Raw genomic sequence first — 17,402 nt, 5'->3', positions numbered from 1 at the left:
TTCAGTCGCCGCTCGAAGCTGAAAAAGTGGCCGCGCTTTTGAGGGCAAAGCTGCCGCTGCTTACGACTTTACTGTCGGGAGGCAGATCGCTCTGTACGACTGCTTCGTCGTCCGTTGAGAGCAGTATGTGCACGTCATGGGGCTGGAAGAGGGTGCCCCCAGAAGGGGTGTAGACCACGTCGTGGCCATTGAACTGCTGTATGGCGGTGGCCGGTACAATAATTCCCTTTGCGGCTTGGGCAGTCTCGAGTGTCGCATCAAGCATTGTGCCGGGTCTGAGATTAACGGCAGGTCTATCAAACGTACCAATAACTCGAAGCAACCCTGTGTCAGCATCCGCCACATCGTTAATAGTGCTGATCTTCGCAAAGACGGGCGGTTGTTTCATATGACCTGACGGTCGAACGGAAAAGCGTCCACCAATAACGAGATCCTGCGCATCCTCTGGTCGAATGCTCGCAACGATCCAGACTGATGAGAGGTCTGTTACATTTGCGACAACATCGCCGCTTGTAACATCGTCAGCAACGGCAACACCAACGTTCTGAACGACGCCATCTACGGGGGAAATCAGCCGGGAGTCTTCACCATGCCCGATCGTCTCTGTTGCAGAGGTGAATTCTTCTTCAAGACGATGCTTGATGGTCTCACTATCAGCGCGCTTTGCAGCCAATGTGGCCTGTGCCTGCTGGAGCATAGCCAGACGGCGCAGGACTTCCCCGGATGAGACGGTGGTGCCGCTCAGGGAGCGCCCTCGTTGATAAGCTTTTTCAGCCTCTGAGACTGCCGCCCGGGCTGAACTTAATGCCGCATTGGTCTGCCCCTGTTCGAGATAGAGTTCATGCAGGGAATGATCAGTGTATGTAATCAGCACTTGCCCTTTCCGGACGCGTGCGCCTGGCGTGACGAGAACTTCAGTGACCTTGCCGCTTCCTGCAGGTCTGATCATCACTGAGTGCGTTGAATTGGCCATGACACTGGCCATTGCGGGTAGAAGGGCGTGCAGTTCGCCGTATCTGACCGGCGAGACGGAGACGCTTTCACTTTGCTGCGCTAAGGCGCTCATATGGACAGGCTTGAGCCACGAAGGAGTTTCCGCCTGACAGGGTACGGACATGATGCCGAACATACAAAGCGGCAAAAAGCGTATGGTTTTCAAGGCAGTGTCCCTGTGGAAATACAGATACGCACGATGGCGCTATGCCAGGCAACCTCGGCCTGATTCAAGGTTAGGAGAGCGCGCCACGCATCCGTTCTGGCGCGTAGTGCTTCAATGAGTGGTGTCTCACCAAGGCGCCATGAATGTTCCATGGCATCTGCACGCTTCATGGTCTGGGATGCACTTGTCTGCGATTGCAACAGCATTTCATGAGCCGCTTTCACCCGCGCCATGACCTGAACAAGTTCCGTATGAACGGCACGGCGTGCCTGAACTTCAGCACGCGTCGCTGCGGCGAGACGGTCCCGAGCAGCAGAGAGAAGGGGCGTATGTGTAACATCGCTGGGAAGAGGGACGCGCACATTCACGCCAACCTGTGTCGCCCACGGGCTGCCGTATTGCCCCTCATCAATTGCATCGATCCCTATTTCAGGATTGGGCATGAAGCTGGACCGGGCCAGATGCATGTCTTCCTCAGCGGCCACGACAGCGCGGTGAGCTGACTGTAGGCGGGGATCAAGGTTTTCCAGAGCCTGAAGATTGCCCGTCGGGATCCGGGCAAGCCACGGTGCCTGTGCAGACAGAATATCAGGAAGACCAGGAATACCCAGAAGAGACAGTAACTCGGCGCGAGTCCGGGTTTGATTTTCTTCCGCTTCAGCAAGTTCAGAGCGAATATCCGCGAGCTGAGCATTGACTGCTTGCATCTCAACGCCGGTCGTTTCGCCTTGCGCCTTTGACTGGGATGTCAACGACGCAATATGTTCCATCGACCGCACGAGCATATGCGCGGCTATGACGCGACGATCAGCCAAAATGGCCGCACCACTCTGTTCCAGCACGCGCACAGCAATTGCCATTCGTTCCACTTCAACGCGAGCAAGAGCGGCTTTGGCATCAGCCTGAGCAAGGTGCTCGGTTGCACTTCCCTGGCCAGGAAGCCAAAGCGGCACTGACATACCCCCTTGCCACGTGATGTATCCCAGATTTGTCCCGGACGCCCGATCATCGCTGTAGCTTGCCGTCAGGATGGGGCCTCCCGCAAACCAGGACTTGGCTGCTGCTGCGCGGGCATCGGCAGATTGAGCGTTAGTGGCCAGCTCCTGGCGGACTGGATCGTTGTCCCAGGCAGCTCCCAGAGCCGTATGAAGCGGAATAACTGTGTCGTCTGCACTGAGGGCAAGCGTTGGAAACCAGCCGACTGAAAGCAGGCAGGCGAGTGCCATCCTGCGCGGCGCCACGAAGCAGAGATGTGCTGGAAACCGCACCTGTCTCGTTCCTTAAAAGTATTTCACAAGGAAAGAAAATTCCTGAATGGCGTCCTCGCGGCTCATTTTGCCATCGGCGACGGCATCAACGATGCATCGTTCAAGATGATCCTGCACGAGCAGGCGCTTGGCACCACGGATGGTGCTTTCGATAGCCGCAAGCTGTTGAGCAAGCTCAGAGCAAGAGCGACCTTCCTCCATCATCTCTATGACTTTAGCGATATGGCCGTGAGCCTGCTTGAGACGAGGTTTGATGAAAGTGTGTGTTTCGTGTGCCATCTCCATTCCCTACCCTGAGGGGGAGGGGGTAGTAAAGTCCAACTTTCGCTTGTGGGCACAAAATTTATCAAGCGTGGCACTCCATGTCCTTGTCGCCTCCAAGCATAATGAAAGCTATTCAAAAACATGGGTAAGACGTCGTTTTAGTGATTTTCCTCGGAAATTATGGGCCACGTAGCAGGGAAGCATACGCAAGTGTGGAGCCAAGTATGATCAAGACCGATCATCTTAAGGTCTCCAAGCTCTCGCTCTTGTGAAGGCCGTTATAGCTATGCGTCAGATTGGTTTTTATTCGACGATCGGTTCGGAGTGGGGCAGACGATCTTCGTCTTGCCCCAACACGGTTTAGAAGCCGACTGAGACGCCGCCAAAGAGGCCGAAACCATCTCCCGGCTGCATGACCGACAACTGCTTACCCCCCGCAATGTATCCAGGCACTACGATGGAGGCATAATGCTTGTTGGTCAGATTGTTGAATGACAGGAATACCTGACGATGCTTTCCGGGCCATTCATAGCCAACATTGGCATTATAGATATGATAGGACGGCGCGAAATAGGTATCGTCATAAGAGCCGGAAACTTTTGACGAAACCTGCGCATTGAACCCCGCATAGAAACCATTTTTCAGATCGAGGCGGACTTCCCCCTGGTAAAAATGCGCTGGAATTCCCGGAAGTTTGTTGCGCCCGAACACAGCATCATTTTTGAAATGAAAATCCTGGTAGGTATAGGACTGTCGCAGACCCAATGTTCCGCCGGACCATTTATACAGTTCTGTCTCCAGTGAAGCTTCTACCCCCTGATGCACAGTTGGAGAGGCGTTTGAGTATGTCGCATTTCCGTAAAGCTGTGACAGCGGGGTCATAACTGACAGAAGCTCGTTCCTGACGGAGGAATAGTAGTACGTCAGGCTCCATTTATTGTGTAGCCAGTCACCTGTCGTGCCGATTTCGTATGTTGTTGCCGTCTGATTTTCGAGACTAGCCCCCGTTGCCGTCAAGCCTGCCGCAGGTCCAGTCGTGTAGTTGGCACCAGACAGAAGTTGCCAGTCATTAGGTGGCTGAAAACTGCGGCTGACGTTTCCATACACAGAAACATGCGGACTGATGACATACCGAAATCCTCCGCGCGGGGTAAACCCCACGGCCGAGGTGCCGAGAGAACTTTGGGTTGGATACGTCACGGCCGTAGAGCGCTGTACAAAGTCCAGTGCTCCAGCGGCTGTCAGCCAGAAATTATGAAAGAGTTCGAAGTTATCTCTGATATGGAAATAATTGTCCGTTCCGCCGTAAGTAGCGTGCCGGAGCTTTGTTCCAAGAGGAATCCCGGCATATGTGCCCGTATATGTTCGTGTACGGGTGGTTTGCCAGGCATCCAGGTCACTGTAGGTGTCAATTCCGAACAATGCGTCGTTGCTATGTCCCCACAACTTGTCTTTGCGGCTGTAGCGGATCACGCCAGCGATCGTCTTGTATCCCCAAACGCCAGCGGTCGTACCGTTTTCAATATCAATCGGAGCATCCTGATAATCAATTCCCAACTCAAGCTTGGAATGATCGTCAATCCGGATGGTGGTCATGTTTCCATACCATTTTGAGCCCGGCTGAATGCGTTTGGAATGCAGCGCAACGTAAGTTGATTGTGCCTGTTTTGGATTATCAATGATCTGATCGCGTGTCAGGAAGCCCGGATAGCCGTTTTGAGTCTGCCGATACCGGAAGAAGAACCGTGTGGAGACCTTGTCATTGAAGCGGTATCCATAGTTTGCGTTCACACCAAAACTGCTTGCTGCAGTCTGCTGCTGGTATCCGCCTCGATAGGATTTGGTGATACTGACATAGTAGTCAGACTTCCCGATCACTTTTCCTGAGCTGATCTGTTGCTTGTTATAGTTGAAGCTTCCGGCTTCTGCCCGAACCTGGAATACGTCTGCATCATAACCCGTCGGAGTCACATAGTTGATGGCGCCCCCTAATTGCATGCCTCCATAATCGAATGCATTGGCTCCACGGAGGACTTCGGTATAGCGCACCCCAAGTGCCTCAAAGAGTTCGTATGGCGTACCGGCAGGGGTCGTGACAGGTAGTCCGTCGAACATCATCAGGATGCCTGAGCGAAAATAGTTCGTACCTGTTTGAATCCCCGATCCACGGATAGAGAGGCGCAATCCATCACCGCCGCCCGAACTCTGCGCAAAAACACCAGGCTGAAATGCAAGAACGTCAGCATTCGTGAAGTTCCGACCTTTCAGAACTTCATGCGCGTCAATCACACTAACCCCGCCAGGAATAGTGCTTAACGCTGCCTTCGATTGGTCCACAACAGAACGCCGCCGAGTAGAAACCTTGATTGTCTCACTGCTCGGAGCAACAAAGGGTTTAGGAGGAGCAGGACGATAGAGCGTATCAGGAGACTGCGCCCCATTTACGGTAGAGGACTTCGCCGGTTTTTTACTTAAAGCGCCTGTACCATGATGGTTCGTGTGGATTTTGTGCCCCGCAGCCTCGCTCACAAGCGGTGTCATTGCAACCGCACTTAACAGGACGGAAGACAGTCGTGCGCGAGACACACCGAGGCGAAAACCTGTGTGAAAATACACCCGATTTTTCATGCTCTTCATTTTCAAGCTCATTCTGAGGCGAAATTTTGCCTCATGTTTGTTGATGCTTTAGCTCGCTTGGGGAGCTCTGTATTTTATGTGTGAAGACGGTGATCCCACCTGTATCGACAATTTGTGAGCTTCTTTATTCTCGCGTTGTTTGACGCAAGATACAGATACACAATGTCTTGACCTGTGATGGGAATGACGCAACTTCACAACAAGTCTTAATGACTCTCAGCCATCACAACACTTACATCGCATCCAAGTATTCCTTGCCTGAAAATATATCACCAAGTACGATGGTTGATAATATTATATTACTTTTCAGTTTTGATTTATATAGCGGTAAATATGAGTTTGACTCACGGCTTATATGACAAATCCCTGAGTGTTGGGGCGGCAATGAAACGTGAACCTGCCTCCAAATGCTCCTGCATCAAGAGCTTTGATCACTTCCAGACCGTTGAACCAATATCAACGTGTGACGGTAAAAGCCCTTCCTTTAGAAATCCGTCAGCAACCTGTTGTTGTTCCTGGATAATCTCTGCACTCATAGGCGCATAACCGAAATCACGTGTTTTGATTGCAGAATAAACCGTGTCGTATGGCAATCCCGTTTGTGTTGCGAGAAGACGGGACACTTCGGGCTTATGGGCCTGGGCCCAATCATCCGTTTGAGCGACTTGGTGAAGTGTTTCCCGAAGAAGGTCAGGCTGACTTTCTGCAAATCCACGGCGAGTAAGGAAAAACTCTCGATTGGCGACGATATCCTGAGCCGTCGTCAGAATGCGCGGACTGTTAGAGAGCGCACTGGAAAGGTAGGGGTCCCATATTGCCCATGCATCAATCTGGCCGCTTTCAAAAGCGGAACGAGCAGAGGGAGGTGTCAGATAGGCTGGTTTGATGTCATGAAAAGACAAACCGGCTTTATGGAGAACCTGAAGAAGGAACCAGTGGACGTTGGACGCGCGATTGAGAGCAATCCGCTTGCCCTTTAGATCCGCGAGGGTTCGGATCGAACTGTCTTTAGGGACGAGAATGGCTTCAGCCAATGGAGCAGGAGGCTCGTGCCCTACATACACAAGCGCATCAGGACTTGCAGCCGACGCAAACACTGGCGGAGCATCACCGGTCTGCCCCAAGTCGAGGGCTCCCGCTACGAGGGCTTGCAGGAGTTGTGGGCCAGCCACAAATTCTGACCACACAACATTCGCGCGGCCGGCCAATGCTTTTTCCAGGGCACCAGAGGCCTTGAGAATAACGAGAGTGCTATAGCGCTGGTAGCCAATACGGATGACAGGCGTGGCCGCATGTGCCGAAGAGGCAAGAGTGAGTGCAAGCCCCCCCGCCAACAGACTGCGACGGGTGATAACGGTACGTGGATCAGTCATGGAGCCGCCGTGTTGTATTGTGGTTCAGATGTTCCGAAGAGCTTTTCCCGCAGAGTTCCGGGCTGATATTCCGTCTTGTAACGGCCACGCTTTTGAAGCTCTGGCACGATATATGTCACGAAATCCTCGAAGCTTCCGGGGGTGATGGCATATGCGAGATTGAGGCCATCAATACCTGTGTTTTCAATCCAGGTTTCAATCTGATCCGCGACTTTCTGAGGGCCACCAACGAACGTTACGCCCATTCCCCCGATCGCCGCATGTTCTGCGAGTTCCCTGACAGTCCAGACCCGTTTGGGGTCTACAACGGTCAAGGCATCGATGGCGGAGTGAATGGCATCGTTGCGGATATGACGGACTGGATCATCGAGATCGAAGGTCGAAAAATCGATCCCTGTCCATCCTGACATGAGCGTCAGAGCCCCTTCGTGGCTGACATATTTTCTATAGTCTGCCCATTTTTCCAAAGCCGCCGCATCGTTTTCGGCAGTGACGATGGTTACGAGTGAGAAAATCTTGAGAGATTTTCGGGAACGTCCCGTGCATTGAAGCTCTGCTTCCAGCCCGGAAACAGCATGTCGTGCCACCTCTTTGGACGGGCCGGCAATAAAGACGCATTCAGCATAGTCGCCGGCAAAAGCCCGACCTTTACTGGACGTGCCAGCTTGATAGAGAACGGGCGTTCGTTGTGGTGAGGGTTCACAGAGATGGATTGCATCGACCTCAAAATACTTGCCTTTGTGCTGAAGACGATGAACCTTTGAGGGGTCTGTAAAAATCCCGAGTTCTCTGTCTCGAACGGCGGCACCGTCCTCCCAGCTTCTTTCCCACAAGCCCCTTAAAACCTGCATGTAGTCGCGCGCGACGTCATAGCGCTCATCATGAGACGTCTGCTGCTGCTGACCCACGCCTTTTGCCGCGCTGTTCAGATAGCCCGTTACAATGTTCCACCCCATCCGTCCGTTGGTCAGGTGATCCAATGTGCTGATACGGCGAGCAAAAGGGTAGGGATGTTCAAAGGAAAGTGTTGCCGTCAGCCCGAAACCTAGGTTCTCGGTCACAGCGGCCATGGCAGAAATCAGCATGGCTGGGTCATTAACGGGCACCTGAGATGCATTGCGCAATGCGGCTTCCGGTCCGCCCCCATAGACGTCGTAAATGCCAAGAACATCTGCGATAAAAAGACCGTCGAACAGGCCGCGTTCAAGCGTTTTCGCGAGGTTCGTCCAGTATCTGAGGGTGTTGTAATGCCATGATTGATCGTCTGGATGACGCCATAGACCGCTCGCCTGATGGGAGACGCAATTCATATCAAATGCGTTTACGGGGATAAGAGACACAGGCGCTCCTTGAAAACGATCAGGATGAAACGGCGAGAGATGGGCTCGGCTGTACTTAGCCCTGATTTACGAGGGCTGAGTGTTGAGGGGATGTGTCTTGCCGAGGTGCGAGCCTCAGCACGGACTTTAATGTGTCGTCGCCATCTGGGTCATAATTGAAGACATCCCAGCGGATCACCTGATGCAATGTCAGACCGATCAGAGGCGCGCTCAAAATGAACCAGAAAAGGTTCGTCCCGAAATTCGCATAGAGGCTAGGCAGAGCCCACATGGCCATGGTGGCGCCCAGGCCCGAAATGAGCCGGTTCATGCCAATACCAACGCCCCGGATTTCGGTCGGATAGGTCAGAGTGGCATAGATCATCTGCTGGCAGCCGGGGCCGAAACCTTGACCGAAAAGATACCCTGCAAAACCTGCGAGTACCGCTATGACGCCTGCCGTGGAATGTGGCGTGCCCACAATCGCCAGCGTTCCTATGGAGATCGCCTGCAAGATATATCCAGCGATATTGACCTTACGGGACGACACGTATCGCGCCAGACGAACCCCAATCAAGCCACCCGTAAATGCGAAGACAAGGTTCAGGATGATTGATGTAATCAGAACCTGCTTACGGTCGAGATGCAGCATTCCCGCAAGCAAACTTGGCGCCCCGAACGCGATTGCGGCGTAAGAGTAGGCACTGACGATGGAAATGATACTGACAAGAATTCCACGCTTCAGCAGGGGCTGCCGGAAGAGGGGGGCAATCCCGTGAGGTTGTGGTCGGATAGGAGGCGCTTCGATCTGAAGAACCGGGTCAATGCCATGAGACGCCCTTAAAATTTCCGCTGCTTTTTCCAGATCTCCGTTCCGAGCGATCCAGATAGGGGACTCACTCATGTACCTGTTACGGACAAGGATGATCAGAAGCGCGGGAAGCGCGCCGAAGGCCAGTGAAGCGCGCCACAGCCAGTCCGGATGAGTGGCTGGAACGACCGCATCAAGGGCAAAGACAAGGAAAAAGCACAACGAGGAAGCCGCATACCAGGTTGGGCACCATGCCGCGGCCCGGCTCGCTTTGCTTCCTTTTCCACTCAGCTTTGAAAACTCTGACAGGAATGCCATGGCCACAGGCAGGTCCATTCCGACGCCAAAACCCATTGCGAAACGGGCAAGGATCAGGATGGTGGCAGTGGGGGCCATACCTGCTACGAGGGCTGCGATGACGAAGCAGATCATGTCAGCCATGAAAACGGCGTATCGACCAATCCGGTCGGTCAGCCATCCCCCCGCGATACTCCCGACGATCGTGCCTGCACTCATCGCTGCTGCGACCATCCCTGTGGCGGATGTGGAAAGACCAAAGTGCTTCTGTACGTCACCAATGCCGTAGGAGAGTGTTGTCAGGTCGTAGGCGTCAAGAAAGACACCACCGAGAGCCAAAGCCACGATGATGTTTGCGTGCCCGCCCCCTTGAGGCCCTGCATTGACGATGGCGGAAACATCATCAGCATGACGGATGACAGGGCGAGGCGTGCCGGATGTGGCAGTTTGAGCAGACGTCATAAATGCACCTGTTCAGAATGTGTCGAGATCTGAAGGGTATCGGCCAGTCGGGCGGCGACAGATTGAGCGTTCGCTGTTACTTCCGGAAAACCCATAAGCTCGCCAAAGGTCCCACGGGAGAGTGGTCCGGCAATAAACAGGCCCGATACCGGGCGTCCGCCAACAAGGGCCACGTGGTCTTCACCTGTCCAGAGCCCGAGACCAACGGGATCTTTCTGCACAAAACCATCCTGAGCCAGGCGAGATAGAAAGCCCGGCTTCGTCAGAATACCGGCATGGTCCGGGCCAGTGGTATTGATCAGAATGTCTGTCCGGATTGCGCGGGTTCGTCCCCCTCGTTCCCGGAGATGCAGAATAATGCCTTCAGGTGTGGCTTCCGCGCGTTCGATCCTCGCGGCAAGAACCGTAAGTGATCCCGTTTCTGATCTCAGGTTAAGAGCACGTTCGACCTGTGGCGCGATCCGAAAACGATGGACATCCCAGAACGGTCGAAGATGGCGGACAAGACGACGCTGCTCCGTCGGGGGAAGTGCCGTCCAGATAGCTTTGCCCTGTCGCCGAACAGCATCAAGAATGTCTTGCCACGGGCGGTCCGGGGCTAAAGTAAGTGTCTTACGAATGCGCGTGAGCAGACCTAGCGCCGTCTGTTCAGGGTTGGTGGAAAAATCCCCAAAGAGACTGACAGGCCGAGGAGAATGCCCCCGAGAGCGCAGGCCACGTCGGGATACCGCGGTGATAGGGCCAAAATGCCCCTGTGCGGTGAGCGTTGCTACAACATCTGCCATTGTGAGGCCGGTGCCTACAATGGCAATCCGTGCCCGAGGATCTATGGCTTTGAAGGCATTCTTCGCCCACGGGTCGGAGATCACGCGTGGATCATGCGCGATTTCTTCGAGGGGATACGGCAGGGCCGGAGCGGGATGAGACGTCGCAATGACGACATCCGATACTGTAAATACCGTGTCTTGAGCGGTATGGATCAGCCAGTGCTGACCATCATGCTGCACGGCCACTACGACATCCTGCACATGCCTGAGTGTCTCGTTGACGAGAGATGGCGTTATTCTCTCAAAGAGATAGCGGCCAAACTCTGACCTCGTCGGGTAAACGTCTCCAGACGGCAAAAAGGCTTCCGGGTCACAGGTTTCGTGACTGTGCCATTTGAACCACTGCGCAAAGTCATCAGGCTTATCCGTATCAATGCTCATCCTTGACGCTGGAACATTGATGCGATGCTGTGGATCTGTGCTGCCATACGCGACGCCCGCACCCAACCGGGCGCGAGGCTCGAAGATCACAACGCTACCGACACCCAGATCTCGGCGCTTGCGAAGAAGATGATACGCAATCATCGTCCCTGTCGCTCCGCCACCAATAATTGCCAGGGTGGCAGAAACGGGAGGGCGGCTGATCTGGACTTCCACGTTCATGAAGAGGCTTGGGCCGGGCGATAAGAGTTGGCAATCGTCTCACCAAACGGCCCCATATTGTTCTGACCGCCGGCTGCACGTGTCGGATGAGCTGTGGGAAGCAACGGAAGGACCAGTTCGCCAAAGCTGTAAGCTTCTTCCAGATGAGGGTATCCGGAAAGGATGAAGCTGTCGCAGCCAGCGCGTCTGTATTCATCAATCCGCTCGGCAATGGTGGCTGGATCTCCGACCAGAGCCGTGCCAGCTCCGCCTCTGACCAGCCCGACGCCAGCCCAGAGGTTAGGGCTGACTTCCAGCTTGTCCCGCCGTCCGCCATGCAGGGCGCTCATGCGGGACTGTCCCACTGAGTCCAGCCTTGAGAATACAGACTGGGCCTGCGCGATGGTCGCGTCATCAAGACGGGAAATCAGGCGGTTTGCCGCAGCCCAGGCTTCTTCTGTTGTCTCACGGGCGATGACATGAAACCTGATCCCGAAACTAACTTCCCGTCCTTCACGCGCAGCGGCCTCGCGAACACGGGAAATTTTTTCCTTAACAAGTTCCGGTGGCTCTCCCCACGTCAGATACTTGTCGATCCGCTTGGCCGCGACCTGAATTCCTGCCTCAGAAGATCCGCCGAAATACAGAGGCGGCCCCCCAGCCTGATGAGGAGGATAAAGGATCTGGCCGTCCGCAATATGAAAGTGCTTACCCTCGTGATTGACGGTGTCGCCCTTCAGAAGACGAGAGTAGATCGATAGGAATTCGTCAGTAATTTCGTACCGGGTGGCATGGTCGAAAAAGAGACCGTCTCCTTCGTTTTCCTTGGGATCTCCGCCCGTTACAACATTAATCAGAAGACGGCCGCCAGATAGCCGATCCAGTGTCGCCGTCATGCGTGCTGCGAAGGTTGGAGATTGTAACCCAGGGCGCACGGCCACCAGAAATTTCAGCCGTTCAGTGGACGTAATAAGGGAGGACGCAACGATCCAGGAGTCTTCGCAACTCCGACCAGTGGGGAGGAGGACACCGTAATATCCCAAACTATCCGCCGCCCGTGCGACCTGCTGGAGGTATGGCAGATCAACGCTGCGGCCACCTTCCTGCGTTCCCAGATATCGGCTGTCTCCATGAGTTGGAAGGAACCAAAGAACGTTGATTTTCTCGGGGACACCCCCGATGGCGGCATTTGTGCTCATGAAAAACTCGCTGTCTGGGCGTGAACGGGTAGGAAGGCCTGATGGGCGGGATGGCTTGTTGGAAGGCGGTCAAAACCGAACAGGCGATGACGGAATGTCTCTGGAGGGGTATTGCGCTCTGGCAGACGACCACGCTTGCGAAGCTCAGGGGCAATCAGCTCTCCAAAATCTCTGGCCGTCTCAAACGTGTGGTATTGGCGGAGGTTAATTCCGTCGATGCCATCTTCGTCGAGCCAGTCTTCAACAGCATCCGCAATCTGGGACGGTGTGCCAGCGACGAAAAAGCGGCCCTGTTCAAAACTGGCAATCTGGTCCAGCGCGCTACCAACTGTTTGATCCGGGCCAAATCGACGTCCCATGTTTCCAAACGGACGCCCCGACTGTTCAAGCGCCTTACCAATGGTCAGAGAACGGTCAAAATTCCGCAGATCAATCTCGGCTTGCGCATGGACATGAGCAGCTTCGACGCTATAGCGCGCCCGATAACGGCTCAGCTTCTCCTGAGCTTCGACTTCCGTATTCCCAGCGATAAGGCCGGCCATGACATAAAACTTCAGGTCGTTGGGGTCTCGTCCGTTCAGGGCCGCCTGCTCGCGGGTCTTTGCAATGTTGTTGCGAATTTCCTCGCGTGTACGGCCCCCAATGAAAACGGCCTCCGCATGGCGGGCTGCAAATTCCAGGCCACGCTTGGAGCCTGTCGCCTGGAATAAAACGGGCGTGCGCTGGCGTGTGGGTTGCACAAGATGCGGCCCCTCAACTTGATGATGCCGACCCTTGTGGTTGATGTAATGAACACGATCAGGGTGCGTGAAAACGTCCTTCTCGCGATCAATAACCAAAGCGTCTTCGTCCCAGCTCTGCTCCCAGAGCTTATAGAGAACCTCAAGATATTCCTCAGCCCGCTCGTAGCGCTCGTCGTGCTGGATTTCGTCCGCAAGGCCGAAGTTTCTGGCGGCGTTTGGCAGGTAGGAGGTCACAATGTTCCAGCCAACACGTCCTTCGGTCAAAAGATCCAGCGTGCTCATACGTCGGGCAAAGGCGAATGGTGGCTCATAAGTCGTTGAAAATGTTGCAGCAAAACCCAGCCGCGTGGTGACAGCGGCCATAGCAGGGATCAGGGAGAGCGGATCAAGGTTCGGGATTTGCACGCCAAGCCGAAGGGCGGGGTCAAGTCCATTAAAACGGTCATAAACCCCGATAACATCGGCAAGAAAAATTGCGTCGAAACCTGCGTCTTCCGCGAGGCGCGCCTGTTCCAGCCAGAATGCCATTTCCCCGAAACGGTGGCGATTGTTGTCAGGCGCCGTCCACATTCCGTGAACAATGTGACTCACGCAGGCCATCTCAAAGAGATTGACTTTTAACTGCTTAGGGGCCGGTGCCTTACTCATGCCGGCTCCTTGGAGAGACTTTTCTTCAGGCCTTCACGGTACGGCGTCCAAAGAGGGGTATCGTTCAAAGCCAGATCCCCGAGTTCCCGACGACGCTGGGCCGCAGGGTTGTGTGAGGACAGAACGCGAGCATTGCGCCAATGGCGATCAAGATTTCTGGTCTGGCTGGTAGCGGATGCCCCGCCAACTTCAAAAAGCAGATTTGCAGCTTCAAGCGTTTGATCAATAACGATTTGCTGCGCTTTAAAGGCAGCTTCTTCTGCCTCGCTAAACGTCACGCTCTCGGCGTCGCCCCGCAGCCAGGCCGGTTCAGCCTCAGTCAACGCATCCGAAACGCGATCGACCAAAGCAGACGTCGAGAATGCAAGGGCGGACAGGCGCCCAACAACACCCTGAACAACGGAGTCTTCTCGTTGAACAACTTTGCCGGGGACCCCGAAAGTTCGTGTTCTCGGCCGCACAAAGTCAACAGCATCGCGAAGTACGGCAGCTGAAATTCCTGCCAAAGCTGCAAGATGAAATTGCTGATAGTAAGCGGCGAGATAAGAATGAGCCGGAATATTTCCGGGCTGGGAGCGATCCAGAACTTGTGTGGCGCCAATTAAGACGTTGTCAAAAACAGTTGTTCCGCTGCCGGTGAGGCGCTGGCCAAAGCCATCCCAGTCATCAATACGTGTGACACCGGAGGCATCTGAAGGGACCAGGACGTGTGCCCGTTGCTCTCCCTCCGCGGCCCAGACAACAATCCAGTCAGCATAGAGGGTACCGGTCGAATAGTACTTCGTCCCATTCAGGCGAAACTCATTCCCGTCAGAACTTAACTGTGTAGACACGCCTGTTTCGTCCGAGCGTTCCGCCATGGCAGCGCCAAAGAGTGCGCCCTCACGAACACGGTCAAACCATTCGGCAGATTTGTGAGCGTGGCGGAGCCTACCTTCAATAAATGCAAAATGAGCACGAAATATTTGCGGGAGGTTTGAGTCTGCTGTCGCCAGATCCCTCAGCAGACTGAAACTCTGCTTGAGAGATGCTCCATACCCGCCAAATCTATTGGGCAGACGTACGCGACCCAAGCCTGCAGTCTTCAAGTCCTGAACGACATTTCGGACAAGCGCGGGGTCGCGTTCGAATTCCTGCGATGCACGCGTTATCGTTTCAATGATCGGCTGCAAGCGTTCTCTGGCAGAGACGAAATTGTCGGAAGAGGACATACAACGACACCTAACGGATATAAGGCAAAATCAACTAGCATTCGTAGTTTATGATGCGCACCAAACCGTCAGGAGCGTAATTTTTAATTCGTCATCTCTCACATTAATTATTTCAATGTGAACCCTTGGAATGGCTCTTTTCCTAGGGTTAATAAGGGAAAACTGCACTTGTAAAATACAACATTAAAAATACGTTGTTATTAACGTTTATCCATTTGGATATGTGAATAAAGGAATCGCTTGGGGAAAATGTGTCCCACAGCGGCTGATTTTATGTTCCGAGATATCACCCAAATGTTGAGAAACGAGTCATGAAAGCCTTTTACGAGCAGCGCACACGCATCCTCCTCCTCGGCATGACCGTTCTTTCAACATGCACCCTGATGCCGGCTGCTTTTGCTCAGGATATTGAACGCAACAAAAATCCGAGCCCGCGTGCCCCTGACGCCCGTCCTGGATTCAGTTCCCCGAACACTCATGTTGCATCTTCACACCCTAAAAACAGCGTTGTGCCTTCTCCAAAGAGTGAGGATATCAGTGTCACTGGGTCAAATGGTGTCCGTACCGCTGAAAAGCGCCTGAGAAAGGTGCCGGGAAACTTTACAGTTATCAGCAGCAAGGAGGTCGAGAAGGGGCGATCAGCCACACTCGAGGACACTCTGGCCTTCCAGCCCGGCATTTTTGCGCAGGCAACCAGTGGAAGCACCGGAAACAAGATTTCCATAAGAGGGTCGGGCGCAGGCGTTTTCTACGGAGGTTACAGTCTGGGAATGAAATACCTCGTTGACGGATTGACTGTCAGCGGTGTGGGAGGATTTCAGGAAGATCGACTCAATAATACCGGCTACCAGCGCACTGAAGTTCTTTATGGCGCCAACGCATTTGACTACGCGGCTACTGCTCTCGGTGGCGGCATCAATTTCGTAACGCATACAGGCGTCTCTGCCCCTGGGTTTATGGCCCGCTTTGAAGCTGGCAGCTACGGCACTTTGAAAGAACAAGTCAGTCAGGGCGGAACATTCAGCAACAAGAAAGGCGATTACTACGTCACCGCAGCGCGAACTAATCGCCAAGGATTCCAGAGCTATACGGCAATGCATCGCACTGATGTCGTCGCAAATCTTGGATACCGTTTCACCGACAAATTATCTGCTCGCCTTATTTTCAAGTGGGATGAGGGGTTCGGCCACTACGGTGGCTTGCTCACGCTTGCCCAGCTTCGCAAAAGCCCGAGCATCAACCCAAATGACTGGGGAGGGCGCCCGACCAGAAGCACAATGCTGGGTTTTAAAACCAATTATATTTTCGATGATGATTCCAGGCTGGAATACGGTATTACCTGGAATGATTATCCGCTCTTTAATGGGACGAATACGCAGCAGTTTAACCTGTGGCGTTCCACGGATATCAATAATTCTATCAAATATAACCGGAGCGATCGTCTTCTCGGACGGAGGATCGAAAGCAACTTCATTCTGAGTGACGTGCATATGGTCTCTGGAGATTCCAGATATTACACATCGTCCGTCCGCTCTACACAGTCTAATAGTGAAGACTGGACCCTTCATCAGCGTGTCAAATATGGCGGATCACATGATCTGGTTTTTGCAGCTGGAAATAATTTTAACATTTTCAACCGGCTTTGGCTGACCAGCGGTTTTTCAGTTATCTGGATTGACCGCAATATTCGCGTTGTTGACCGTCTAATACCCAACTCAGCTCTTCAGAGTCGTGAACACTATAATAATGTCTTCATTACGCCTCGCGTAGGCTTGCGTTACGAAATTAATCCTGACGTTGACGTTTTCGCCAATTTCAGCCGTTTGATCGACCCGCCTGTGACGTGGAACTACCATGATGTCAAAGGGGGTAGTCCCTACAATGACACAGGAACTGTAGGGCCACTAAAAGCCCAGCGGGCTAATTCGGCTGAAATCGGCATCAGAGGCCATGTCGGCATATTCGATGGAAACCTGACTCTTTATCGGAGCTGGGTCAAAGATGAACTACTGTCCGTTGTGGTCACGCGCGCAACCAGTACAACAGCAGAGATCACCACAACATCTAACGCCAGTCCGACTATTCATCAGGGCATTGAAGCGGGTCTGTCAACGAAGCTTTTTAATCTGCATCAATATGGTGCTTTGTCATTCCGGCAGGCTCTCACGGTCAATGACTTCTATTACAGACATGACCCACTTCTCGGACAGAACAAACTCCCGTCTATCCCAACATGGCAATATCAGGCTGAACTTCAGTATAATAATCCGTTGGGGTTCTATGCGAACTTCGATTTCAGATCGTCTTCAAGCTATTATGTTGATTATGCCAACACATTGAAGGCGCCGAGATACGGGATCTTTGGTCTGAAGCTCGGTTACGAGGCGAAAAGCAAAATCTGGAGCACTTTTCTTGACTTCCGTAATCTCGGAAACAAGCATTACGCCACAGCCGCTTATACCGCCTACAACCTGAACCATACGGATTCCGCAATGTTTTACCCGGGTGACGGGTTCAGTGTGTTTGGCGGCGTGACTGTCCACCTCAGTGACCTGGGGAAGCACCTCTGATGATGCGCCGGTCTTTTCCTGAAGCGACACGT

General features: G+C 53.6%; 12 protein-coding genes. 1 reads left to right on the top strand and 11 read right to left on the bottom strand.

Annotated elements, in window-relative coordinates:
• Window position 1 precedes the first annotated feature (1 nt).
• From KP707_RS09415 to KP707_RS09365, 11 genes are all read right to left on the bottom strand, one after another.
• Window positions 2–1,159, bottom strand: a complete 1,158-nt coding sequence (locus tag KP707_RS09415; RefSeq protein WP_252348848.1) for an efflux RND transporter periplasmic adaptor subunit — start codon at window positions 1,157–1,159, stop codon at window positions 2–4.
• A complete protein-coding gene (locus KP707_RS09410; RefSeq protein ID WP_338085324.1) occupies window positions 1,156–2,427 on the bottom strand; it encodes a TolC family protein in 1,272 nt (423 codons plus the stop codon). Before KP707_RS09410 ends, KP707_RS09415 begins: the two co-directional genes overlap by 4 nt.
• Window positions 2,428–2,439: 12 nt before the next feature.
• Window positions 2,440–2,706 carry a metal-sensing transcriptional repressor gene (locus KP707_RS09405; RefSeq protein WP_064275554.1) on the bottom strand — a complete coding sequence of 89 codons (267 nt, stop codon included), beginning with the start codon at window positions 2,704–2,706 and terminating at the stop codon, window positions 2,440–2,442.
• A 345-nt stretch (window positions 2,707–3,051) separates the two neighbouring features.
• Entirely contained in the window at window positions 3,052–5,328 is a 2,277-nt protein-coding gene (locus KP707_RS09400) for a TonB-dependent receptor domain-containing protein (protein ID WP_249202916.1), read from the bottom strand.
• 431 nt (window positions 5,329–5,759) lie between these two features.
• The gene (locus KP707_RS09395) at window positions 5,760–6,701 is read right to left on the bottom strand and encodes an aliphatic sulfonate ABC transporter substrate-binding protein (RefSeq protein ID WP_211506718.1); all 942 of its coding nucleotides are present in this window, start codon (window positions 6,699–6,701) and stop codon (window positions 5,760–5,762) included.
• The gene (locus KP707_RS09390) at window positions 6,698–8,011 is read right to left on the bottom strand and encodes an LLM class flavin-dependent oxidoreductase (protein ID WP_211506752.1); all 1,314 of its coding nucleotides are present in this window, start codon (window positions 8,009–8,011) and stop codon (window positions 6,698–6,700) included. Before KP707_RS09390 ends, KP707_RS09395 begins: the two co-directional genes overlap by 4 nt.
• Window positions 8,012–8,096: 85 nt before the next feature.
• Window positions 8,097–9,590, bottom strand: a complete 1,494-nt coding sequence (locus KP707_RS09385) for an MFS transporter (protein WP_211503093.1) — start codon at window positions 9,588–9,590, stop codon at window positions 8,097–8,099.
• Entirely contained in the window at window positions 9,587–11,020 is a 1,434-nt protein-coding gene (locus tag KP707_RS09380) for an FAD/NAD(P)-binding protein (RefSeq protein WP_211503094.1), read from the bottom strand. The genes KP707_RS09385 and KP707_RS09380 overlap by 4 nt, the downstream gene beginning before the upstream one ends.
• On the bottom strand, window positions 11,017–12,198 hold the full coding sequence (ssuD, locus tag KP707_RS09375) for an FMNH2-dependent alkanesulfonate monooxygenase (RefSeq protein WP_099212958.1): 1,182 nt from the start codon (window positions 12,196–12,198) through the stop codon (window positions 11,017–11,019). Before ssuD ends, KP707_RS09380 begins: the two co-directional genes overlap by 4 nt.
• Window positions 12,195–13,589, bottom strand: coding sequence for an NtaA/DmoA family FMN-dependent monooxygenase (locus KP707_RS09370; RefSeq protein WP_256445615.1), 1,395 nt, complete (start codon window positions 13,587–13,589; stop codon window positions 12,195–12,197). The genes ssuD and KP707_RS09370 overlap by 4 nt, the downstream gene beginning before the upstream one ends.
• A complete protein-coding gene (locus KP707_RS09365) occupies window positions 13,586–14,800 on the bottom strand; it encodes an acyl-CoA dehydrogenase family protein (protein WP_211503095.1) in 1,215 nt (404 codons plus the stop codon). The genes KP707_RS09370 and KP707_RS09365 overlap by 4 nt, the downstream gene beginning before the upstream one ends.
• 311 nt (window positions 14,801–15,111) lie before the next feature.
• Between KP707_RS09365 and KP707_RS09360 the strand changes: the two genes are divergently transcribed.
• Complete coding sequence (locus KP707_RS09360) at window positions 15,112–17,370, top strand: TonB-dependent receptor domain-containing protein (protein WP_211503096.1); 2,259 nt, start codon at window positions 15,112–15,114, stop codon at window positions 17,368–17,370.
• The last annotated feature ends 32 nt before the right edge of the window (window positions 17,371–17,402 follow it).

The sequence above is a fragment of the Gluconobacter sp. P5E10 genome (assembly GCF_018812145.1).
GTDB lineage: Bacteria > Pseudomonadota > Alphaproteobacteria > Acetobacterales > Acetobacteraceae > Gluconobacter > Gluconobacter cerinus.
The sequence above is the reverse complement of the archived record's forward strand: the minus strand, read 5'-3'. Positions and strand labels throughout refer to the sequence as shown.

What these genes read in the sequence shown, in the direction of transcription:
- KP707_RS09390 (WP_211506752.1), bottom strand. Translation starts at nt 8,011, where the DNA reads ATGAATTGCGTCTCCCATCAGGCGAGCGGTCTATGGCGTCATCCAGAC.
- KP707_RS09400 (WP_249202916.1), bottom strand. Translation starts at nt 5,328, where the DNA reads ATGAAGAGCATGAAAAATCGGGTGTATTTTCACACAGGTTTTCGCCTC.
- KP707_RS09380 (WP_211503094.1), bottom strand. Translation starts at nt 11,020, where the DNA reads ATGAACGTGGAAGTCCAGATCAGCCGCCCTCCCGTTTCTGCCACCCTG.
- KP707_RS09405 (WP_064275554.1), bottom strand. Translation starts at nt 2,706, where the DNA reads ATGGCACACGAAACACACACTTTCATCAAACCTCGTCTCAAGCAGGCT.
- KP707_RS09370 (WP_256445615.1), bottom strand. Translation starts at nt 13,589, where the DNA reads ATGAGTAAGGCACCGGCCCCTAAGCAGTTAAAAGTCAATCTCTTTGAG.
- KP707_RS09385 (WP_211503093.1), bottom strand. Translation starts at nt 9,590, where the DNA reads ATGACGTCTGCTCAAACTGCCACATCCGGCACGCCTCGCCCTGTCATC.
- KP707_RS09360 (WP_211503096.1), top strand. Translation starts at nt 15,112, where the DNA reads ATGAAAGCCTTTTACGAGCAGCGCACACGCATCCTCCTCCTCGGCATG.
- KP707_RS09395 (WP_211506718.1), bottom strand. Translation starts at nt 6,701, where the DNA reads ATGACTGATCCACGTACCGTTATCACCCGTCGCAGTCTGTTGGCGGGG.
- ssuD (WP_099212958.1), bottom strand. Translation starts at nt 12,198, where the DNA reads ATGAGCACAAATGCCGCCATCGGGGGTGTCCCCGAGAAAATCAACGTT.
- KP707_RS09365 (WP_211503095.1), bottom strand. Translation starts at nt 14,800, where the DNA reads ATGTCCTCTTCCGACAATTTCGTCTCTGCCAGAGAACGCTTGCAGCCG.